Origin of the sequence: Mesorhizobium sp. M1088 (assembly GCF_040318575.1) — a bacterium.
Lineage (GTDB): Bacteria > Pseudomonadota > Alphaproteobacteria > Rhizobiales > Rhizobiaceae > Mesorhizobium.
This window is the reverse complement of sequence record NZ_JAMYMO010000007.1, coordinates 197,730-218,768: the sequence shown is the minus strand read 5'-3', so window position 1 is coordinate 218,768 and position 21,039 is coordinate 197,730. Positions and strand designations below refer to the sequence as shown.

General features: G+C 64.3%; 21 protein-coding genes. 11 read left to right on the top strand and 10 right to left on the bottom strand.

Going from position 1 to position 21,039, the window contains the following annotated elements:
• Nucleotides 1-46 precede the first annotated feature (46 nt).
• The 4 genes from NKH49_RS12015 to NKH49_RS12000 all read right to left on the bottom strand — a co-directional run bounded on the left by NKH49_RS12015 (nt 47) and on the right by NKH49_RS12000 (nt 4,405).
• Nucleotides 47-1,081: a hypothetical protein gene (locus NKH49_RS12015; protein WP_352541565.1), complete on the bottom strand. Its 1,035-nt coding sequence runs from the start codon at nt 1,079-1,081 to the stop codon at nt 47-49.
• The gene (locus tag NKH49_RS12010) at nt 1,081-2,061 is read right to left on the bottom strand and encodes a hypothetical protein (protein WP_352771568.1); all 981 of its coding nucleotides are present in this window, start codon (nt 2,059-2,061) and stop codon (nt 1,081-1,083) included. Before NKH49_RS12010 ends, NKH49_RS12015 begins: the two co-directional genes overlap by 1 nt.
• 142 nt (nt 2,062-2,203) lie before the next feature.
• Complete coding sequence (locus tag NKH49_RS12005) at nt 2,204-2,356, bottom strand: hypothetical protein (protein ID WP_352926187.1); 153 nt, start codon at nt 2,354-2,356, stop codon at nt 2,204-2,206.
• A gap of 666 nt (nt 2,357-3,022) precedes the next feature.
• Nucleotides 3,023-4,405, bottom strand: a complete 1,383-nt coding sequence (locus tag NKH49_RS12000; protein ID WP_352541563.1) for an FAD-binding oxidoreductase — start codon at nt 4,403-4,405, stop codon at nt 3,023-3,025.
• Nucleotides 4,406-4,631: 226 nt separating this feature from the next.
• Between NKH49_RS12000 and NKH49_RS11995 the strand changes: the two genes are divergently transcribed.
• Nucleotides 4,632-5,639, top strand: coding sequence for an AraC family transcriptional regulator (locus NKH49_RS11995; protein ID WP_352926185.1), 1,008 nt, complete (start codon nt 4,632-4,634; stop codon nt 5,637-5,639).
• Nucleotides 5,640-5,770: 131 nt separating this feature from the next.
• Here the strand turns inward: NKH49_RS11995 and efp are convergent, their stop codons facing one another.
• On the bottom strand, nt 5,771-6,337 hold the full coding sequence (gene efp, locus NKH49_RS11990) for an elongation factor P (protein ID WP_023674374.1): 567 nt from the start codon (nt 6,335-6,337) through the stop codon (nt 5,771-5,773).
• Nucleotides 6,338-6,451: 114 nt separating this feature from the next.
• On the opposite strand from efp, the gene epmA reads away from it, so the two are divergent.
• The gene (epmA, locus tag NKH49_RS11985; RefSeq protein ID WP_352770886.1) at nt 6,452-7,498 is read left to right on the top strand and encodes an EF-P lysine aminoacylase EpmA; all 1,047 of its coding nucleotides are present in this window, start codon (nt 6,452-6,454) and stop codon (nt 7,496-7,498) included.
• Nucleotides 7,499-7,624: 126 nt separating this feature from the next.
• Here epmA and NKH49_RS11980 read toward each other — a convergent pair whose 3' ends face one another.
• Nucleotides 7,625-7,759, bottom strand: coding sequence for a hypothetical protein (locus NKH49_RS11980; RefSeq protein ID WP_352474393.1), 135 nt, complete (start codon nt 7,757-7,759; stop codon nt 7,625-7,627).
• An 89-nt stretch (nt 7,760-7,848) separates the two neighbouring features.
• Between NKH49_RS11980 and NKH49_RS11975 the strand changes: the two genes are divergently transcribed.
• From NKH49_RS11975 to lpxK, 7 genes are all read left to right on the top strand, one after another.
• Nucleotides 7,849-8,538, top strand: a complete 690-nt coding sequence (locus NKH49_RS11975; protein ID WP_352685493.1) for a DUF8692 domain-containing protein — start codon at nt 7,849-7,851, stop codon at nt 8,536-8,538.
• A 253-nt stretch (nt 8,539-8,791) separates the two neighbouring features.
• Nucleotides 8,792-10,135: a TldD/PmbA family protein gene (locus NKH49_RS11970; protein WP_352457105.1), complete on the top strand. Its 1,344-nt coding sequence runs from the start codon at nt 8,792-8,794 to the stop codon at nt 10,133-10,135.
• Nucleotides 10,122-10,940 (top strand): 3'(2'),5'-bisphosphate nucleotidase CysQ, encoded by an 819-nt coding sequence (locus tag NKH49_RS11965; protein WP_352926183.1) that lies wholly within the window; start codon nt 10,122-10,124, stop codon nt 10,938-10,940. The genes NKH49_RS11970 and NKH49_RS11965 overlap by 14 nt, the downstream gene beginning before the upstream one ends.
• Before the next feature lie 61 nt (nt 10,941-11,001).
• Nucleotides 11,002-11,247, top strand: a complete 246-nt coding sequence (locus NKH49_RS11960; RefSeq protein ID WP_023674378.1) for a DUF4170 domain-containing protein — start codon at nt 11,002-11,004, stop codon at nt 11,245-11,247.
• A 5-nt stretch (nt 11,248-11,252) separates the two neighbouring features.
• Nucleotides 11,253-12,032: a lysophospholipid acyltransferase family protein gene (locus NKH49_RS11955; protein ID WP_023717166.1), complete on the top strand. Its 780-nt coding sequence runs from the start codon at nt 11,253-11,255 to the stop codon at nt 12,030-12,032.
• Nucleotides 12,029-13,345, top strand: coding sequence for a lipid IV(A) 3-deoxy-D-manno-octulosonic acid transferase (gene waaA / locus NKH49_RS11950; RefSeq protein WP_352474386.1), 1,317 nt, complete (start codon nt 12,029-12,031; stop codon nt 13,343-13,345). Before NKH49_RS11955 ends, waaA begins: the two co-directional genes overlap by 4 nt.
• Before the next feature lies 1 nt (nt 13,346).
• Complete coding sequence (gene lpxK / locus NKH49_RS11945) at nt 13,347-14,375, top strand: tetraacyldisaccharide 4'-kinase (RefSeq protein ID WP_352685490.1); 1,029 nt, start codon at nt 13,347-13,349, stop codon at nt 14,373-14,375.
• A gap of 246 nt (nt 14,376-14,621) precedes the next feature.
• On the opposite strand, the gene NKH49_RS11940 is transcribed toward lpxK, so the two are convergent.
• Nucleotides 14,622-14,855 carry a DUF2093 domain-containing protein gene (locus tag NKH49_RS11940; protein ID WP_031211156.1) on the bottom strand — a complete coding sequence of 78 codons (234 nt, stop codon included), beginning with the start codon at nt 14,853-14,855 and terminating at the stop codon, nt 14,622-14,624.
• A gap of 118 nt (nt 14,856-14,973) precedes the next feature.
• On the bottom strand, nt 14,974-15,900 hold the full coding sequence (locus tag NKH49_RS11935; RefSeq protein WP_352541556.1) for a LysR family transcriptional regulator: 927 nt from the start codon (nt 15,898-15,900) through the stop codon (nt 14,974-14,976).
• A gap of 90 nt (nt 15,901-15,990) precedes the next feature.
• Here NKH49_RS11935 and NKH49_RS11930 point away from each other — a divergent pair, with 90 nt between their 5' ends.
• Complete coding sequence (locus tag NKH49_RS11930; RefSeq protein WP_352817380.1) at nt 15,991-16,884, top strand: DMT family transporter; 894 nt, start codon at nt 15,991-15,993, stop codon at nt 16,882-16,884.
• Between the two features lie 207 nt (nt 16,885-17,091).
• Here the strand turns inward: NKH49_RS11930 and mutL are convergent, their stop codons facing one another.
• Both mutL and NKH49_RS11920 read right to left on the bottom strand, forming a co-directional pair.
• On the bottom strand, nt 17,092-18,942 hold the full coding sequence (mutL, locus tag NKH49_RS11925; RefSeq protein WP_352926180.1) for a DNA mismatch repair endonuclease MutL: 1,851 nt from the start codon (nt 18,940-18,942) through the stop codon (nt 17,092-17,094).
• Nucleotides 18,943-19,030: 88 nt separating this feature from the next.
• On the bottom strand, nt 19,031-19,933 hold the full coding sequence (locus NKH49_RS11920) for a LysR family transcriptional regulator (RefSeq protein ID WP_352926179.1): 903 nt from the start codon (nt 19,931-19,933) through the stop codon (nt 19,031-19,033).
• 103 nt (nt 19,934-20,036) lie between these two features.
• Between NKH49_RS11920 and NKH49_RS11915 the strand changes: the two genes are divergently transcribed.
• Nucleotides 20,037-21,026, top strand: coding sequence for a zinc-dependent alcohol dehydrogenase family protein (locus NKH49_RS11915; RefSeq protein WP_352922625.1), 990 nt, complete (start codon nt 20,037-20,039; stop codon nt 21,024-21,026).
• The last annotated feature ends 13 nt before the right edge of the window (nt 21,027-21,039 follow it).

Genomic DNA, 21,039 nt, shown 5'->3' with positions numbered 1-21,039 from the left:
GCGCGGTATCAGGATTCGAACTGTCGTGTACAACAGCTTGACTGGCTTAGTGCGGAGGCTGATCTGGCCGGACGGTGTCGTTGCAGCCGTCAACATAGGGATGGACCGACCACCGGGAGCCGGGCCGGGCCTGTTGCGCCTTGGTGAGCGGATCCTGGGACTGCGCGTAGCCGTCCTGGTAGCCTCGAACGATTTCGTCGATATCGTCGGGCCAGTCGCCGTCCCATGGCCGTCCCAGAATCTGGGCCTGTTGGACCGGATGCAGTTCGTTGTGGCCTTCATGAAAGCTGTCGTGGATGTGTCCGGCATCATAGACCCACCGGCCGGTCACCCCCAGGATTGTCGCTCCGGTTCCGTCGCCCTTGTTGGTCTCGATGCTAGGCAGGCCGGCATCGCTCGGACTAGCGGTGTCCGAACTGCTGAAGGCCGCGCCGAGCAGCGAAGCGAGCAAGGCGAGAAGCGCCAATACGTAGGCGACGACCGCGCCGACGCCCGACATGCATAGCGCCAGCGCTGCCAGGGCGGCGATCAGGGCGAGGATGTTGACGGTCTGCAGGTCATGGATCGATGCCCCTTCGAACTCCACATGCAGCGCCTCTGACTTTACTCCGGTCACCTTGTCCTCCGCCGGGTTCCCCGTGAACAGAAAGCCGTGCGAGGAGGTGATTGCGTTTTCGGCCATCAGATAGCCGAACGGGGCACTGGCGGCGGCAACGGCCTGGGAGACGCCCACCGGGTTGTTCGGCAGCAGCAAATTGAGGCTGTAGTCGGAGTCCAGGCTTCCTGGCCAGGTCTTTTCCGACGGCGGCTCGATGCTGATGACCATGCCGACGATACTCACCGGCTCGCCCAGGCAAACCAGCCGTTTGTTGAGCCACCAGTCGCAATAAGCGAGAATCCACACAATCTCAGTCACCACCAGCGCGATCGGTATGCACCACGGCTCGCCCATCGCGACCACCACCACGACCATCACGGCTGCGAATATGCCGCTGGTAATCGCCGCGCTGATGTACTGGTTGACCGAAATCACCTCGTCGGCGGTCGTGCACTTGGTCCAGGATTTGTCGTCGGTGGCCATCACGGCTCCAAGCTGCTGAGGACGGTCAAGGTGACGCCGCCGCTGGCGCGGTCACCCTCGTCAAACGCATTCAGATTGAGGGCCTGCCGGCCGGTCCAGCCGTCCGGCGGCGTAGCGACCGCCGTGATCGTCACCTGTTCGCCCGGCGCCAGCGACGGCAGGTCAGGCGAAATCTCGACCTTCCAGCCCGGCGGCAGGGGATGAGCTGACGGCAAGTGTGCCGCCAACCGGCGCTTTTGCTCCGCCTTGGCGGTCTCTTCCGTTGGCTGCCGGTCGTCGCGACAGGGGCCGAGCGGCGGAATGGTGTAGGCATCGACGGTGAACCGGTACCGCTGCGGCCGACGGGTAGCGTTGCGCAACTCGAACTGAAATGTTGCTGGCGACTGGGCCAGTCCGACATCGGTATTTTCTTGCCCGAGATTGTTGGCGAAGTTGGCGTCATCGGCCGGGTCGAGCAAAGCTTGCAGGCAATAGTGACCTGCTTGCCGCGGCGTATGCCAGTCGAAGGAGACGAACCCAGGCTGGCTGGCGGATCCGATCACCCCGACCGAGACCGGCCTGGTGGCTATCGGATTCGACACGGTTCCGATGCCAAACGACAGATAGGACAGATGGACCGGCATCTTGACGACGACGGCATCCGGGGAGGCGTTCCAGACGCGAACCCGCACCTCGTAGTCGGTATCCGCCTGCAACCTGCCGGCGGGAACGGGCACACCACCCTGGCGTAGCTCGATATCGGGATTATCCCAGGTGACCGCGAGACCAAGGCCGGTCAGGTAATACTGATCGTAGATCAGCGGGTCAGGCCGGCAGAAAGCAGGGTGATCGATCGGTACGCAATGCGCCCGGGACCCTTTCTGGTCGACCCGGCGGTCGCCCCCTAGCCGCCACCGGCGACAGAAACGGCGAGCCATCTCGATCAGTGCCGGAATCCAGGCGGAGAACAGTGCTCGCAGGATTGCCGCTATTCCTCGCATCGACTTCCCCTCTGAAGCTAACGCAGGGCAACGCTCTGATAACAACGGGATTCGCGCGGCAACAGTGAATTGGCGTGTCAGACGACTGGTGCCGTTTGTACTCTGGTCAGACGAATAAAGCTGGGCTCGAACGGTACGCGGGCTATTTCCGCGCGAAGAAACCGCGCGCGAACTGCACGATGTGCTTGTGGAATGCGAGCTCCAATATTGCGACAACGGCAAGTATGTAGAGAGCTTCGGTCGATCCGTCGCCGCCGTCAGGGGAAATACCAAACCAACTCTCGATGAAATCCATGAACAGATTCCCTCCGCGCAAACTTGCGACCGATGTTCAGCATAGCTCTTCAGCTTGTCCCGGTGTCAAGTAGGGATGCATTGCCATCCACATAAATCCAGTAAAGACCGTTGTGCCGAATTGTCTGCTGCCGAATTGTCTGCTGTTTGTCGATAAACCTGAGAATTTGCCTAAAGATTGCTAAAAAATTGTCGCGGCTTATTGATGCACAACTGAAGGAAAGCTTTGTATCTCGGTCATTTCCGGGTCATTTTGTCGATCATGTGCGAACGATCCAGTCAATGATGGGGTGTCGCCAAACAGGTCCGGACTTGTGCATGGACAGTACGCGGCCCACCACGATCAGAAACGCGGGGTAGCCTGAAAAGCAGCCCGGCATGGCTCATTGGACGCCATTCGGCGGTCGTCTGGCCTGGTTTCAAATGTAGTCAGCTCTCGAACGTGCCCCGCGGAGTCGTCACGCTGTCGGCTGTTGACAGGAAAGAGGCGTTTGAAAAATCACCGGCGGTCGAGGCAGCAAAAGTCACCATGCCGTATTTCGCCCGGGACACCACGATTCCGGCGAGATGCTGGTCTGGATCAGAGCGTCCTGACCGGCAAGCTATCGTACCGGCCGGGCCTTAGCTGGGCCGGCCGGTACGCTTGCCGGTCTGACGAGGGCCGCCGTCAAGCAGCCGGTCGAATGTTTTGGTTCACCCGGAAGAGGTTGTTCGGGTCGTATTTCTTCTTCAGCGTAGCCAGGCGCTCATAGTTGTCGCCATAAGCCGCCTTGAGCCTTGCATCGCCCTCGTCATCCATCATGAAGTTCAGGTAGGCGCCACCCAGATCGAATGGATGCACGGCCTCCCAGTAGGCCTTGGTCCAGCGCGTCACCGGGCCCGCTTTCTGTGGGTCCGGATCGATCCCGGCGATGACCATCGACCAGGTCGCATCACGGTAATTCCAGGGTGTCTCGTCTTTGCCGACGCGATGGACCGCACCATCGATCGGGTAGAGATGCATGAGCGATAGCTCGCTCGGCGTCTTCGCCGCCTGCTCGAGATGGGCGTCGATCGCCTCGTCGGACAGCGTCTTGACGAAATCGCCCCGCCAGTACCACTGCATTCCCTTCGGGTAGAGCCCATCGAACATGCTCTGCACCGCGGGATAGGGCATCGTTCCCATCCAGTTGAACCAGGGCGCGGGCAGCGCATCGAGCAGCGGGGCCAGCGCCTCTCTGCCCTTTTCCTCCGGGCCGTTGTAGCAGCACATCAGCAGACACATCCGCTTTCCCCAAAACTCTTCCGGGAAGGGTGCGCTCGACAGGACGGTCTTGAGCCCGAGGAAGATCCCGAGTTCTTCGGGCGCGTTCGGCAGGAACTCGCGATAATGCTGCATGATGGTGCGGGCGTGGCGCTGATCCCATGCGATCGGCCCCGCAAAGACCATGCTGACCCGGTGGAGCCTGAACACAAAGCTGGTAACGATGCCGAAATTGCCGCCGCCGCCGCGAAGCGCCCAGAACAGGTTGGGGTTCCGTTCCTTGCTGGCGGTGACGAAGCTTCCGTCGGCAAGCACGACATCGGCCTCGACCAGATTATCGATGGTCAGGCCATATTTGCGCGTCAGATAGCCATGGCCGCCGCTCAGCGTCAGTCCGGCGACCCCGGTGGTCGAGATGATGCCCGCCGGTACGGCCAGGCCAAAGGCATGGGTGGCATGGTCGAGGTCGCCCTGAGTGCAGCCCGGGCCTACCCGCGCCGTGCGGGCATCCGGATCGACGCGCACGCCGTTCATCGCCGACAGGTCGATCACCAGACCGTCGTCGCAGCTCCCCAATCCTGGTCCATTATGGCCGCCGCCACGTACCGCAACCAGCAAATTGTTGTCGCGGCCGAAATTCACCGCTGTGATTACGTCGGCGACGTCGACACAGCGGGCGATGATCAGCGGCCGCTTGTCGATCATGCCGTTGTAGAGCTTGCGGGCCTCGTCATAGCGGGCGTCGCCGGCGCGGATGACTTCGCCTCGCAGGCTTGCTGCGAATTTGGTGATGTCTTCATCGTTCATGACATTCCTCCCTGTTATTGGACCTGTCGGCCGGCCGATGAAACGCTAATCCCGTCCGCTGTTCCCGCAAATGTCACATCGTCCATTTCTGTTGCCCGATCGTTCAGAGTAGGATTAGACCGGATGGATAGTTGCTCGGGCGGCCATATTGCCGGATAGTTCGAGATGCCTGGCGGAAAAACTCGTTGTCAAAGGGAGTAGCCGATCGTTTCCGGAGGTGTAGTGCATGGATGTCCTTTCCGATGTGCTCCGAGCCGTTCGCCTCACCGGGGCGATCTATTTCGACGTCGACGCCAGCTCTCCCTGGGTTGGCGAGTCGCCGGGCACGGCCGACATTGCCGCCGCCGTCATGCCGGAGGCAGAGCACATCATTTCCTTTCATGCCGTGATGTCGGGCTCGTGCTGGGCCGCGCTGGGAGACGATTCGGTGCCGCCGGTGCTCGTGAACGCCGGTGATGTCGTTGTCTTCCCCGGTGGTGTTCCGAACGTGTTGAGCTCCTCGCCGGGGGCGCGGGGCGAACCCAATATGGCGATGTATTATCGGCCGATAGACGAGAGCCTGCCGTTCGCGGTGATCCATGGCGGCGGCGGAGACGAGCGGACCCGGTTCATTTGCGGGTATCTTGGCTGCGATGCACGTCCCTTCAATCCTCTCCTGGCCGCATTGCCGGCCATCCTGTGTGCCCGCAAGCCCGCCGATGGAAGCAGCTGGGTTATCGACCTTTTTCGGCTGGCGCTGGCCGAAGGTGGCAGTGGGCGGGCGGGCTGTGAGACGATACTCGCCAAGCTGAGCGAGCTGATGTTTGTCGAGATCATCCGCCGCCATCTCGAGACCCTGCCCGACGATTCGCGCGGCTGGCTGTCAGGCCTACGGGATCCACATGTCGGCGAGGCGCTCCGGCTCATCCACGCTCGCCCCGGGGAGGAATGGACATTGGACCGGCTCGCCCGCGAAGTAGGGCTCTCGCGCACGGCGTTTGCGAGCCGCTTTACCCACTATGTCGAGGTCTCTCCCATGCACTATCTTGCTCGCTGGCGTCTGCAACTGGCAGGACGCTTGCTCGAACGCCCCGAAATGAGCATCGCGCAAGCGGGTGCCGAGGTCGGCTACGAGTCGGAAGCCGCCTTCAATCGCGCCTTCAAAAAGTTCGTCGGCATTCCACCTGGCACCTGGCGAAAGGGACGGTCGGCGTTGCTCGAGGCTCAGAGATTGCCCGCTGGCGTCGTGCAATAGGAAAGAACTGGCAGGGCGTTGACGCTTCGGTCCGCGTAAAGCGTCCCAATGCTCGAAAGCCCCTGCCACAAAGCGGTTGACGATGACCGGCAGCCTCGACGCGTTCGGCGAGGCGTTTCAGGCCTCGCGCCTCAATCCTTCGCGCGCTCGACATAGGCGCCATCGGCGGTCATCACCACCACGCGGGTGCCAGCGCTGATGTGTGGCGGCACCAGGGTACGCACGCCGTTGGACAGCGTTGCCGGCTTGTAGGACGAGGACGCCGTCTGGCCCTTGGTCACCGGCTCGGTCTCGACCACCTCGAAAGTGGCGCGCTGCGGCAGTACCAGCGAGATGGCGATGTTGTTGTATTGCGAGATCTGCACCGGCATGCCTTCCACCAGATAGGGCGCCATGTCGCCGACCACGCTTTCCGGCACCGCGACCTGGTCGTAAGTCTCCGGATTCATGAAGTGAAAGCCTTCGCCGTCACGGTAGAGGAACGTGTGCTCGCGCTCCTCGACATAGGCGCGCTCGACCTGCTCGGTGGTGCGGTAACGCTCGGAAACCTTTACCCCGTCGGAGATACGCCGCATGTCGAGCTGGGTGACCGGCGTACCCTTGCCAGGATGAATGTTTTCGGCAAAGAGGATCACATAAAGCTTGCCGTCCTTTTCGACGACGTTGCCTTTGCGTAAGGAGCTGGCGATGACCTTCACGGGTTTCCATCCTGATAAAATTTGTTGGCGCAAATCGGCTGGAGAGGCCGTTGCGTGCGGCCTAGCGCATCTTGGCCGCAATCGCCAGCCCTCTGTGCAACTCCCCTGAAGCCGATGACCGCCGCCTCGCCGTGGTGGACGCCGCATGTCCACGCCGACCGCCGGCCGCGGCTAATCCTGCGCAATGCCATTGCCGCCGGGATGCGCGACTGGTTCGCCCGCCGCGACTTCGTCGAGGTGGATACATCGGCCCTGCAGGTCTCGCCCGGCAATGAAGCGCACCTGTCGGCCTTTGCCACCGAGGCGATCGGGCCGGACGGGCAGCGCCAGCCGCTCTACCTCCACACGTCGCCGGAATTCGCCTGCAAGAAGCTGCTTGCCGCCGGCGAGGAGCGCATCTTCAGCCTCGGGGCTGTCTGGCGCAACCGCGAGCGCGGCCCCTTGCACCATCCTGAGTTCACCATGCTCGAATGGTACCGTGTCGGCGAGACCTATGAGAGCCTGATGCGCGATTGCGCCGAGCTCGTAGCGCTGGCGGCCGAACGGGCCGGAGCGAAGCGTTTTAGCTTCCGCGGCCGCGAGGCCGATCCGTTCGCCGGGCCGGAACGGTTGAGCGTCGCCGAAGCCTTCATGCGCCATGCCGGCATCGATCTGCTGGCGACGGTTGCAGCCGATGGCAGCACCGACCGCGCGGGGTTGCATGCCGCCCTGGTCCAGGCCGGATTGCGGACCGCGCCCGACGACAATTGGGCCGACCTGTTTAGCCGGGTGATGGTCGAAAAAATCGAGCCAGCGCTGGGGCAGGGGCGCGCTACCATTCTTTTCGGATATCCGATCTCGGAGGCGGCATTGGCCCGGCCGAGCGCCGACGATCCACGCACCGCCGAGCGCTTCGAGCTCTATTGCTGCGGCGTCGAGCTCGCCAACGCCTTTGGCGAATTGACCGATCCGGCCGAGCAGCGCCGGCGCTTTGCCGCCGAAATGGATGAGAAGCAGCGCGTCTATGGCGAACGCTACCCGATCGACGAGGATTTCCTCGCCGCGCTCGCCATCATGCCGCAGGCGAGCGGCGCGGCGCTAGGCTTCGACCGGCTGGTGATGCTCGCCACCGGCGCGCTCAGGATCGACGACGTGATCTGGACGCCGGTGGCTGGTCCCTGAGGAAGGTTGGACAAGCCGATCTCGCCGGGCTTGAAAGCCAGCATTAGATGGTCGGTCCAGGCCGCCGCCGGCTCCGTCGAGCCAGAAGATTGGCGACGACCAGGAGGATTATCGACAGCCCCATCATCAGCGTGGCGGCGGCGCTATTGCCGGGGAGAGCTTTTCGCGCAAGCCGATGAACATTTCGAGCGGCATGGTGCGTTGGTTGGCGCTGGCCAGGAACTGCACCGCGACGACCTCGTCATGTGCGAGACGCTGCAACCGTTCCGTGTGTTGCCACGATCATGGTGGGCCGGCATAGTGCTGGCGGGGTTCTCGGCGCCGCGGAGCTATCGGCCGTCGTACTCAGAATGGCCTTCGGCACGATGCCAGACAAAAACGCGCTGAACGCAAAACATAGCAGCGAATGGACAATGTCCTGGCGCCTGGTCATACTTGCGGCCGTGGCGATTAATGTTGTGATGCTCTTGGCCGCGCTGTTCGTCGCGCAAACTCTTGGTCTGGACGCTACAATCTTCTATCGAGATCCATCTGCAGCCGCGGATGTCGGCTTCTATACGGGGTGGATTTCGTCCCTAGGTGCTTCACTGTGGATCGGCACCGGCGCAGCGACCCTGTTTGCCGGTCTGCTCACGCACCGATGGGATTGCACGTTTCTCGGCGGCCTTACCTTGGTCATGGGCCTCGATGACCTGTTGTTGATCCATGAGGACGTGCTGCCGTTTGTCGCGATACCAGAGATTGTTACGATGATTGCCTACGCCGTCGCCGGGTTGTTCTGGTTCTTTCGGCTGCGACGGAAGACATTCGACGGCTCGATCGTATTTGTGGCCGCAGGCTTCCTACTCGCGATGTCAGCAGCGATCGACCAGCTGGGAGAGCTGTTTCCTAGCCCGGGTTCGGCGGTCGACATCGCGGAAGACGCTGTCAAAGAGCTTGGCATCTTCCTTTGGGCGGCAGGTGCCGTCGGGTACGCGGCGATGGTGACACGGTTGGGCCGCCCGTGGGTGGATCCAGCCGATCCCAACTCTACAGGCTGACGGTCGCACACGCCGCATCTTCGACTCGTCGCCGGCAGCGGTGCCGCCGTCGCGGCTTTCGGTCACGGCCACCTCGGATCTAAGCCGTCCTTTGTGCGTCTGGAAGGACGCACCATCTCTGGGTCGGTCGCGCCGACCTGGGGCTAGATGCCTCCTGATTGTCCGCTTCTCCCATTGCAGAAGCGGCATCGGGACAATAGATGGTGCAGCAGCGGCTGCCCTTCAGCCGGCCGGAAATAACAGGATCATGCGCATGACCGATACGCTCGACGCAGCGAAACTGACCGATCGCGTCGCGGCCCTGGTCGAGGCTGCCAAACGGGCCGGCGCCGATGCCGCCGATGCCGTTGCGGTACGCGGCCGCTCGACCGGCGTGTCGGTGCGGCTTGGCAAGGTCGAAGGCACAGAGGCGTCCGAGAGCGAGGACGTCTCGCTGCGCGTCTTCGTCGGCAAGCGGGTAGCCAGCGTTTCGGCAACAGCGGCATCCGACCCCAATATGCTGGCCGAGCGCGCGGTCGCCATGGCCAAGGTGTCCCCCGAGGATCCCTATCAGGGCCTCGCCGACCCGGCCTTGCTGGTCAAGAAACCGCGCGACCTCGATCTGTTCGACGCCACCGAGGTGTCGGCGGACCAGTTGAAGGAAGCAGCGCTTGCCGCCGAAGCGGCGGCGCTTGCCGTCAAGGGCGTCACCAATTCGGCCGGCAGTGGCGCCAGTGCCGGGCTTGGCGGCCTGGTGCTCGCCACCTCGCACGGCTTCGTCGGCCACTACGTCGCCTCGCGTTTTTCGCGCTCGACCAGCGTGATCGCCGGCGAGGGCACCGGCATGGAGCGCGACTACGAATTCTCCTCGCGCCAGCATTTTTCCGATCTCGACGCGCCGGAAGACATCGGCCGCAAGGCCGGTGAGCGCGCTGTACGCCGCATTGGCGCGCGCAAGGCGGCGACCGGGCCTGTCGACGTGGTGTTCGATCCGCGTGTGGCGCGCGGCATTGCCGGCCACCTTGCCGGTGCCATCAATGGCGCCGCGGTGGCGCGCAAGACCAGCTTTCTCCGCGACATGATGGGCAAGAAGGTGGCTTCGGCCGCAATCACCGTCACCGACGAGCCGCTCCGGCGCCGTGGACAGGCCTCGCGCCCGTTCGACGGCGAAGGCGTCGAGGGCGAAAAACTGTTCATGGTCGACAAGGGCGTGCTCAACCACTGGTTCCTGTCGACTTCGGCGGCTCGGGAACTTGGCCTCGTCACCAATGGGCGCGGCTCGCGCAGCGGCTCGTCGGTCTCGCCGTCGTCGACCAATCTCGCCATCGAGCCCGGGGAAAATACGCCGGAAGAGCTGATCAAGTCGCTCAAGACCGGCTTCTACGTCACCGAAGTGTTCGGCCAGGGCGTCGACATGGTGACCGGCGAATATAGCCGCGGCGCTTCCGGCTTCTGGATCGAAAATGGCGAGCTGGCCTATCCCGTCGCCGAGGTGACCATCGCCTCCAATCTGAAGACGATGTTCCTCAACATGGTTCCGGCGAGCGATCTCGACCGCAATTTCGGCACCGCCGCGCCCACGCTTTTGATCGAAGGAATGACCCTTGCCGGAGCTTGACCCGGCCGTCTCAGCCGGCGCTACTGAAGACCTGCAGCTGTTGCGCGATGCCGCCCGCGAGGCGGGGCTCATCGCCATGCAATACTTCAACAACAATCCGCAAGTGTGGATGAAGGGCGGCACCTCGCCGGTCAGCGAAGCCGATCACGCCGCCGACAAATATCTGCGCGAGACCTTGCTGGCGGCCCGGCCGGATTATGGCTGGCTGTCGGAGGAAACCGTCGACGACCCGGTAAGGCTTGTCGCGCGCCGCACCTTCGTCGTCGATCCGATCGACGGCACGCGCGGCTTCCTCGAGGGCCTGCCCACATGGTGCGTCAGCGTCGCTGTGGTCGAGAACGGCCGAACGCTTGCCGGCGTACTCGACTGCCCGGCGAAGGGCGAAATCTATTGGGCGCTGCCGGGCGTGGGCGCGTTCCTGAACGGCAGGCGCATCAGCGTGCGTCCGCCGGCGGAAACGGCCGAAATCGCCGGACCGAAGGCGATGATCGACCTGATGCCGGCGAAATGGCACAAACGGCTGAAGCGCGTGCCCTATATTCCTTCGCTCGCCTACCGGCTGGCGATGATCGCCGGCGGCCAGCTCGATGCCACCTTCGTCAAGGCCAACGCACATGACTGGGACATCGCCGCGGCCGATCTCATCCTGCGCGAGGCAGGCGGCGCCTTGCTCGATCGGCATGGCCGCGCGCCGCTCTATGCCGGCGAAGTGATCCGTCACGGACCGCTCGCCGCCGGCAGCGGCGAACTCCTCGCCGTGCTCGCCGGCGTCATCGCCGGGCTGACAATTGACCACTATCAATAGTTCCAAAGTCGGCGGCTTTGGTCTAGACCTGTCCCAAACTCACGATATGTGAAGGATCGACATGGCCGCTGAAGACGGAAAGAAGCAGCTTTTGCACCTGGTGTTCGGCGGCGAACTCAAGAAGCTGGGCGGCACCGAATTCCGCGATCTCGACGCGCTCGATATTGTCGGCATTTATCCGGATTACCAATCGGCGCACGCCGTCTGGAAGGCCAAGGCGCAAGCTAGCGTCGACAATGCCCATATGCGCTATTTCGTCGTTCACCTGCACCGCCTCCTCGACCCCGAAAACAAGGCTGTCGGTTGACATCGATGAACCATGAAGCGGTCAAGCGATCAGCCCCGCGGTCGGCGGTCAGACGTCGCAAGCCGAAGACGTTCTGGCGCAAGATCCGCGAACCGCTGGCGCAGTCGCGATTCGTCAAGAATGCGCTTGCCGCGCTGTTTGCGTATTTCGTCCGCCTTGTCCGCTTGACCAACCGCATGGTTGACGGATCGGCCAAGTTTTCCGGCGGCGCCTATGCGCAGCTCGAGCCTGGCATCATCGCGCTCTGGCACGGCCAGCACCTGCTGACCCCGGCCTACTATCCCAAGGGACGGCCGCTGGTTGCCATGGTATCGCGCAGCGCCGATGCCGAGCTCAACGCGCTGATGGTCGAGAAATTCGGCATCGAGGCGGTGCGCGGCTCTGGCGGGCGCGAAAGCGCAAGGCATCTCGACAAGGGCGGGGCCAAGGCGCTCATCGCCCTCAAAAAGTCGCTCGCCACCGGCAAGAATGTCGCCATGATTGCTGATATTCCCCACGGCACGCCGCGCGATGCGGGGCTCGGCGTCGTCCTTCTGGCGCGGCTGTCCGGCCGGCCGATCCTGCCTGCCGCGATAGCCACCAGCCGCCGCAAGGTGATCGAGGGCAGCTGGGACAAGACGACGATCAACCTGCCCTTCGGCCGCTCCTCGATCGTCGTCGGCACGCCTGTCTTCGTGCCGGCCAACGCCGACGCCGCCGAAATGGAACGCAAGCGCCAGGAGGTCACGGCCTCGCTTAATGCCGCGACCGCCGAGGCCTATCGCCTTGTGGACGGTTCGAAATGAGTGTGCGCTGGGCGCGCGCCTTCCTGACCGCATACCGTTTCGCGGGGGCCGCCGCCTACCCGTTGGCCGGGCCTTATGTCGCCTGGCGCACTTCCAGAGGCAAGGAGGATCGCATTCGCCGGCGCGAACGCTACGGCGTCGCTGGACGCGAGCGCCCCGAAGGCCCGGTGATCTGGATCCATGCAGCCAGCGTCGGCGAGACCATCGCCGTCGTGCCGCTGGTCGAGAGCATTCTCGATTACGGCGTCAACATCGTGCTGACGACGGGCACGGTCACCTCGGCGCAGGTCGCCGAAGAACGGCTGGGCGACCGCATCATCCACCAATATGTGCCGCTCGACCTCAAGCCGGCGGTCAGTCGCTTCCTCGATCATTGGCAGCCGGACCTGGCGATCATCGCCGAATCGGAGATCTGGCCGATGACCATCCTGGAACTCGGCGCCCGCCGCGTGCCGCAGGTTCTGGTCAACGGCAGGCTGTCCGACCGCTCTTTCAAGTCCTGGAAGAAGCGCGCCAACATTGCCGAAGCATTGTTCGAAAATCTCGCCCATGTCGTCGCCCAGTCGGATCTCGATGGCGAGCGCTTCCTTTCGCTCGGCGCCCGGCCGGTCACTGTATCCGGCAATCTCAAGGTCGACACCGCGCCGCCGCCGGCCGACGAGCGGGCACTGGCGGCGCTGAAACGCCAGATCGGCGGCCGCCCGACCTGGGCGGCGATCTCGACCCATGACGGCGAAGAGGCGGTCGCCGCCGAAGTTCACGCCATGCTGCACAAGCGCCACCACGGGCTTTTAACGATCATCGTGCCGCGCCATCCCGATCGCGCCGGGCAGCTGGCCGCCCAGATTTCCGGCATGGGCCTGAAGCTGGCGCAGCGCAGCAAGGGCGACAGGATCACCGCCGACACCGATATTCTGCTCGGCGACACGATCGGCGAGATGGGGCTTTATCTGAGGCTGACGGAAATTGCCTTTGTCGGCCGTTCGCTGACTTCCGAGGGCGGCCAGAACCCGCTGGAACCAGCCATGCTGGAGACAGCGGTGCTTGCCGGCCGCAACGTCCAGAATTTTCGCGAGGCCTATCAGCGCCTGCTCGATAGCGGCGGCGCCAAGCTGGTGCGCGACCGCGATATGCTGGCCGGCGCCGTTAATTTCCTTTTGACCAACGAGGCGGCCCGCCATGAGATGATGGCGGCGGGTGCGGCGACGGTCGACGAGATGCGCGGTGCGCTGGCGCATACGCTCAGGTCGCTCGAGCCCTATATCCAGCCGCTGGTCGTCAAGTCGCGCCTGAAGGGCGCGAACGGGCGCTGACGTGACCTCGGAAGCGCCGCCCTTCTGGTGGGAAGAGCCGGACTGGCGGGTCACGGCGCTGTCGCCGCTCTCCGCCGTCTATGCGCTTGTCGCCGGTCGCCGCATGCGGCACGCGCCGCGTGAAAAGGTCGAGGCGCCGGTGCTCTGCGTCGGCAACTTCACCGTCGGCGGCACCGGCAAGACGCCGGTGGCGATCGCGCTGGCCGAGCAGGCCAGGCGCATGCAGCTTAATCCGGGTTTCCTGTCGCGTGGCCATGGCGGCTCCTTCGCGCAGCCGCATATCGTCGATCCGCACCACGATGCCGCCAAGCATGTCGGCGACGAGCCGCTGCTTCTGGCCGAACACGCCCCGGTCGCGGTGACGCCGAACCGGGCCGCCGGCGCCAGGCTTCTGCTGGAGAAGCTCGGCTGCGATTTCCTGATCATGGATGACGGTTTTCAGAGCGCGCGCATCCACATCGACTATGCGCTCGTCGTCGTCGACGCGCGACATGGCATCGGCAATGGCCGCGTCATCCCCGGCGGGCCGCTGCGGGCAAAGATCGTCGACCAATTGGTCTTCACCAGCGCCTTGCTGAAGATGGGCGAGGGCACCGCGGCCGACACGGTCGTGCGCCAGGCAGCGCGCGCCGGCAGGCCGATCTTCGAGGCGCACACTGCCCCGAGCAGCAAGGTGACGCTGGCCGGCAGGCGTTTCCTGGCGTTCGCCGGCATTGGCCATCCCGACAGGTTTTTCGACACTGTCCGCGAGGCCGGCGGCGAGCTTGCGCTGACCAAATCGTTTCCTGACCATCATTTCTATGGGGAGGACGAACTTGCCGAATTGGCGGCGACGGCGCGTAAAGCCGGGCTTGGCCTCATTACCACCGCCAAGGACGCTGCCCGCCTGCGTCACGGCGCGGCGCCGCCGGAATTCCTCGACGGGCTCGATGTGCTGGAGATCGACACCGTCTTCGAGCTCGACCATGTGCCGCAACGCATCATCGACGAGACGCTGGACGCCTGGCGGCAGCGCCGGCTTAAAGGCTGACCAGAAGCTTGAGCACCGAGGCAATGCGGGACTGGAATTTGCAGCTTTCCGCCGGTCGAACGTATTTTGTTCTTGCTTTGTGCCGGCAGCTATGCTAGTAATTTGGGTATGGTGATGATTCGCCGGTGACCCGCCCTCGAGGCGGGTTTTTTATTTCAAGATAGCCTCTAAGGTTTCGGTGTTGCCGGCCTGACGCCGCGGCAGAGGGCGCAGGATCGCAACGGGGCGGCTTCCATTTGCGCTGGACTAGCGTCGGCGGCGCAGTTCCGGATGCGCTTCGATCTCGCGGCGCAGCGAGGCGGCGGCGTTCACATAGGGTTCCTGCCTGGCGACACTCCAGTATTTGAGCTCGTCGAGCGGGATGCTCTCGCCGGTCACCGCGCAGCGCACGAAGGCGCCGGGGCTGGTCACCTGGAAGTCGCCGTCGAGATAGCGGATGCGGGCTTCCTTGCCGCCGGGTCCTTCGAAACGGTTCATCATGGGGTGGTGCCGAAATTCATGACGATGTCATCGCCACAAATTGCGGCGAGGTCAAGCTTGACGTTGATGACGGCCGATCTCCCCCACAAGGGGGGAGATCAGCGCTTGTCCGTCGCTCCTAGCTCTCTACCTCAAGGAACGCTTCGATCTTCTCCGCTGGCAGCCCTGCCTGGACGGCGATGCGCCGGGCAAGCTCGGCGGCGGCGGCGCGCGGGCGCCCCAGCGGCCGGTCGAGCCAGTAGGATATCGGGCTTAGCGCACTGCGCTCGTCTACGGCGACGATGCGGCCCGATTTCAATTGGTCCACCGTCAACGGCGGACGTGCCAGCGCAATACCGAGCCCGTGCGCGGCGGCGTCGAGCACGAGGTTGTAGTCCTCGAAACGGCGGTCGTGCGGCCGCGGCCGATAGTCCATCTCCTGCGCCGCAAACCAGGCGCGCCACGCCGAAGCGTCGGAATCATTGATCACCGGAAATTCGAGCAGCCGGGCAGGATCTCCGCGGCCGATCTCCCTGGCCAGTCCCGGCGAGGCGACCGGGAACACATATTCTTCGAAAAGCTGCACCGAGATCCGGCCCGGAATGCGGCCGCGCCCGCAGCGGATCGACAGGTCGATGCCCTCGTCGGCAAGATCGCCCTGGCGGATGTCGACGTCGAGCACGATACGCAGCTTGGACGGGTGGTTCTCCAGCGCCGCCATGCGCGGCATCAGCCACAGCCCGCTGACCGAAGGGATCGAGGTCAGCCGCACCACCGCCGTGCCGCGCGGCTCGACCCAGCGATCCGAATTGCTGGCGATCAGGGCAAAGGCTTCGGTGGTGCGTAGATGCAGGCGGTTGCCTTCGACGGTCAGCGAGACGCCGCGCGCGCCGCGATCGAAGACTTTCAGCCCGAGCCAACCCTCGAGCTTGGCGATCTGCCGGCTGACGGCGCCGTGAGTGATGTTGAGCTTCTCGGCCGCCGCCGAAAAGCTGCCGGTCCGAGCCGCGGCGTCGAAGGCGCGCAGCGTTTCGAGCGGCAGCATCGGGTCTAAGCTGTGATCCATAGTCACAGGTGATCCTCGATTTGTTCGTTTGTCAACCGACCCGCAATAGCGTTTCTCTACTTCATGGCATTGGATCGCGAGGACACCCAGATGAGCGCTTACACCGGCACGTTGAATACGACACAGCGCATGGATGCCACGGCTGCCATCGCGGTGGCGCTGACGGTGGTCGGCTGGGCCTCCGCCTTTCCGGCGATCCGCGCCGGCCTTGCCGCCTTCGGGCCGCTGGAACTTGGCGCGCTGCGTTTTGCCATCGCCGCGGTTCCGGCGGCGATCTTCCTCGCGGTCAAGCGGCCGGCACTGCCCAGGCTCGATGAACTCTGGCGCTTTGTCTTCGGTGGTGCCGTCTTCGTCGCACTCTACACCGTGATGCTCAATTTCGGCGAGCTGACCGTTTCGGCCGGTGCGGCCGGCTTCATCATCAATGTCAGCCCGATCTTCACCGCCATCATGGCCATGGCGCTGCTCGGCGAACGCTTCTCGGGCCTGGCCTGGGCCGGCACATTCCTGTCCTTCGCCGGTATCGGGATCATCGCCATGGGCGAGGGGCAAGGGCTGCATTTCAACAGCGGTGCGCTGCTTGTCCTCGGCTCGGCGCTGTGCTCGGCCGTCAACACCATCGTCCAGAAGCCGCTGTTTGCCCGCCATCACCCGCTGACGATCTCGGCCTCGAACATGGTGCTTGGCGCGCTCTGCCTGTCGCCGTTCCTGCCGAGCGGTCTGGCGCAGGCGGCGGTCGCCGACACCGCCGGGCTCGGCGCCGTCATCTTTCTCGGCATCGTACCCAGCCTGATCGCCTACGCTGCCTGGGCAACAGCGCTTTCCCGCCTGCCCGCGGCGCGTGCCTCGAACTTCCTCTATCTGGTGTCGCCGATGGCGACGCTGATCGGCTTCTTCTGGCTGGGCGAGGTGCCGACGCTGCTTGGCATCTTCGGCGGCGCGCTGGCGCTGGGCGGCGTCATCGTGGTGAATTTGAAGAGGTGAGCAAAGGGTTTGGGGCTGTGCCTGACTCGAAAAGAGCCGCTGTACAGCGGCTCTTTTCGTACCCCCCACCCCGCTGCTTCGCAGCGACTCTCCCCACAAGGGGGAGGGTAAGCTCCTCGCGAGGCGTCGGCGGGTAGGGCTCCCTACCTCCCCCTTGTGGGGAGGTCGGACCGAAGGTCCGGGTGGGGGCTGCGCCCTGCGAGTTTCTTATCGCCGCCCGAACAATCTCTCGATATCCGCCAGCTTGAGTTCGATATAGGTCGGGCGGCCGTGGTTGCAGGTGCCGGAGCCGGGCGTCGCCTCCATCTGGCGCAGCAGCGCGTTCATCTCTTCCGGTTTGAGCAGGCGGCCGGAACGTACCGAGCCGTGGCAGGCCATGGTCGCGGCTATTCTGTCCAGCCGCTCCTTCAGCGTGTCGACCGTGTCGTTGTCCGCGATCTCGTCGGCGAGATCGCGCACCAGCTGCTGGACGTTGGTCTCCCCGAGCATCGATGGCGTCTCGCGCACCGCGACGGCACCGGGGCCGAAGCGCTCGATGCCGAGGCCGAAGCGGGCCAGCGTCTCGGAATGCCTGGCAAGCCGCTCGGCATCCTCTTCCGACAGATCGACAATCTCGGGCAACAGCAGCATCTGCGACGGCACCGCGCGTGAGTGGAGGGCGTTCTTCAAGGCCTCGTAGACCAGCCGCTCATGCGCCGCGTGCTGGTCGACGATGACCAGCGAATCCCTGGTCTGGGCGACGATATAATTCTCATGCACTTGCGCGCGCGCGGCGCCCAGCGCCGTGCCGAGCAGCGTTTCCGCCGCTTCGTTTTGCCCGGCGCGCGCATCGGCGCTGTGCAGCGGCCCGGCGTCGAAGGCCGCCTGCTCGTCCTCGCCGAACCCGTCGCCCATATCGAGCGGCCGCTGTGGCGAACGGCCAGGATCGAACCCGGCAAAGCCCGATGCCCGATAGGCGGCCTCGTAGCTGCGGTGACCGTTGGCCGGGCCGCCATGCGCATAGGATGCGGCGCCTGGCCGGAACGCCGCCATCATGCCGGCGGCCCCGGTGGTGGCGGGGCGGATGCCGGCATTGGCCAGCGCTTCGCGAATGGCGCCGACGATCAGCCCGCGCACCAGCCCCGGGTCGCGGAAGCGCACGTCTGCCTTGGCCGGATGGACGTTGACGTCGACGATCGCCGGATCGAGCGTCAGGAACAGCACGGTGACGGCATGGCGGTCGCGCGGCAGCACGTCGGCGAAGGCGCCACGAATGGCGCCGGCGATCAGTTTGTCACGCACCGGACGGCCGTTGACATAGGCGTATTGCTGCAGCGCGTTGGCGCGGGTGAAGGAGGGGACCGAGACATGGCCGGCGAGATGCACGCCGTCCCGCATCGCGTCGATGGCGATCGCATTGTCCGGAAAGTCGGCGCCCATCACCTGCGCCACCCGGCGCAGCCGGCCTTCCGGGCTGTCGTCGGTCGCCGGCAGTTCCAGCGTCGAGCGGTCCGGGCCGGCCAGGGTGAAGCGCACGGCGGGAAAGGCGATGGCGATGCGCTTGACCACGTCGCCGATGGCCGTGCTTTCGGCGCGCTCGCCCTTCATGAATTTGAGCCTTGCGGGCGTGGCGAAGAACAGGTCGCGCACCTCGACCGTGGTTCCGCGATTGGCCGCCGCCGGCCTGACCGCGGAGACGCGGCCGCCGTCGATGCCGATCTCGGCGGCGTTTTCACTGGACGCGGTGCGCGAGCGGATCGACAGCCGCGCCACCGAGCCGATCGAGGGCAAAGCCTCGCCGCGAAAGCCGAGCGAGCGGATGTCGTGAATGTCGTCGGCGAGCTTGGAGGTGCAATGGCGCGCAATCGCCAGCGCCAGTTCCTTTTCCGGAATGCCCGAGCCGTCGTCACTGACGCGGATCAGGTTCAGCCCGCCGCCGGCGGTGACGATCTCGACTCTCGCAGCACCGGCATCGAGCGCGTTCTCGACCAGTTCCTTGACCACGCTTGCCGGACGCTCGATGACTTCGCCGGCGGCGATCTGGTTGATCATCGTTTCGGAAAGCTGGCGGATCGGCATGGGGCACTATAGGCGGATTCGTGGTCGATGCGGGAGGGCGGAATTGAGGAAATCCACGCAGCTGATCGCGACTGGCCGCTCGTGCACTTCAACTCATGAGCTTGGGCAGCGCTGCCGCCAGTGCATCGACGGCAAGGCGGACTTTCATCGGCAGATGAGGCGTCTGCAACCAAAGGGCATGAACGTCGTAGAGAAACCGGGATTGTTCCGGCAATAGCAGGACAAGCGCGCCCACCTGGATGCGCTGGCGAACCAGCCAGTATGGCAGCCAGGCGAGCCCCATGCCGGCGGCCGCGGCATCGGCGATGGCATCGAGGTCGTCGAGCCGCAATCTGCTGACTGGCCTGACCTCAATCGCGGGGTGGCCGTTGCGCGGAAACAGCCACGGCTGAACGGCACGCCCGGAACGGCGGTAGATGATCGCGTGATGGCTGCCGAGGTCATCTATTTCCTGCGGCTGGCCGTGCCGGTCGAGATAGGGCGGCGACGCGCAGACGACCATGTGCTGGCGCGCGATGCGAAGCGCCATCACCCCGGCCTGGTCCTCCAGGTCGCCGGTTCTAATGGCAAGATCGCAGCCGTCCTCGGCGAGGTCGGCGATGGCATCACTGAACGACAGGTCAAGTTCCAGTGCCGGATATTGCTGCGCAAGCCCGAACAGGATCGGGGCAACGCAGCGCCGGCCGAAATGCACCGGCATCAGGACACGCAGCTTTCCGCGCGGTTCGGCAAGCTGGTCGGCGGCGAGTGCATCCGCGGCCTCCGCTTCGGCAAGCACCAGCCGGCAGCGTTCATAATAGGCGCGCCCGAAATCGGTCAGGCTTTGGCGGCGCGTGGTCCGGTTGATGAGGCGCACGCTCAGACGCTCCTCGAGAAACCGGACATGCTTGCCGACCATCGGCCCGGACAGATCGAGAGCCGCCGCAGCGGCTGCGAACGAGCCCAGGTCGACGGCTTTGACGAACACGGCCATGCTCGTAAGGCGATCCATATTCAAAACCTACAGTTTCTGCTGATCTACTCAAGTGGCTATTTATCCGCCTGATGAGCGCTGGCATAGCTGATTCAGTTCAAATATTTTGGAGTTTTGACCGATGGCACGTGTCGTTCGCTTTCATGAACTCGGTGGTCCCGAGGTCCTGCGCATCGAGAATGTTGACACGCCTGCGCCCGCGAGCGGTGAGATTCAGATCCGCGTCAAGGCGTTGGGTATAAACCGCGCCGAGGCGCTGCTGCGTTCGGGGACCTACATCCAGACCGCGCCGTTGCCTTCCGGTCTTGGGCTCGAGGCCGCGGGTATAGTCGAGATGGTCGGCGAAGGCGTGGACGGGTTTGCGCCTGGCGATGCCGTCAGCATCGTGCCGCCATTATCGATGGCCCGCTGGCCTGCCTATGGTGAGATTGCCACATATCCGGCCGAGCTCGTCGTCAAGCATCCACCATCGCTGAGCTGGGAAGAAGCCGCCGCAGCGTGGATGCAATATCTCACCGCCTACGGTGCGCTGATCGACATTGCCAACCTCCAAAGCGAGGACTTTGTTGTCATTACCGCGGCCTCGAGCAGCGTCGGACTTGCCGCGATCCAGATCGCCAACATGATTGGCGCGACCCCGATCGCGGTCACACGGACGTCCGCCAAGAAGCGGGCTTTGCTTGAGTTCGGCGCGGCCCACGTCATCGCCTCGGCAGAGGAGGACCTGGAAGCCAGGCTGAAGCGAATCGCCGGCCCGGACGGCGTGCGCGTGGTGTTCGATGCCGTCAGCGGCCCGATTTTCAAGCCTCTGACGGCAGCGATGGCACCGGGCGGCATTCTCATCGAATATGGCGGCTTGAGCCTCGACCCGACACCCTTTCCGCTACCTGCAGTGCTGGCAAAGACACTGACGCTGCGCGGTTATCTCGTCCATGAGATCGTGCGCGATCCGGTCCGGCTGCAGGCCGCCAAGGCGTTCATCCTCGACGGACTGAGCTCGGGTTCGCTGAAGCCGGCAATCGCCAGAACCTTTCCGTTCGACCAGATCGTCGAGGCGCACCGCTATCTCGAATCGAACGAACAGTTCGGCAAGATCGTCGTGACCGTTTGACCGGGCGTTTATC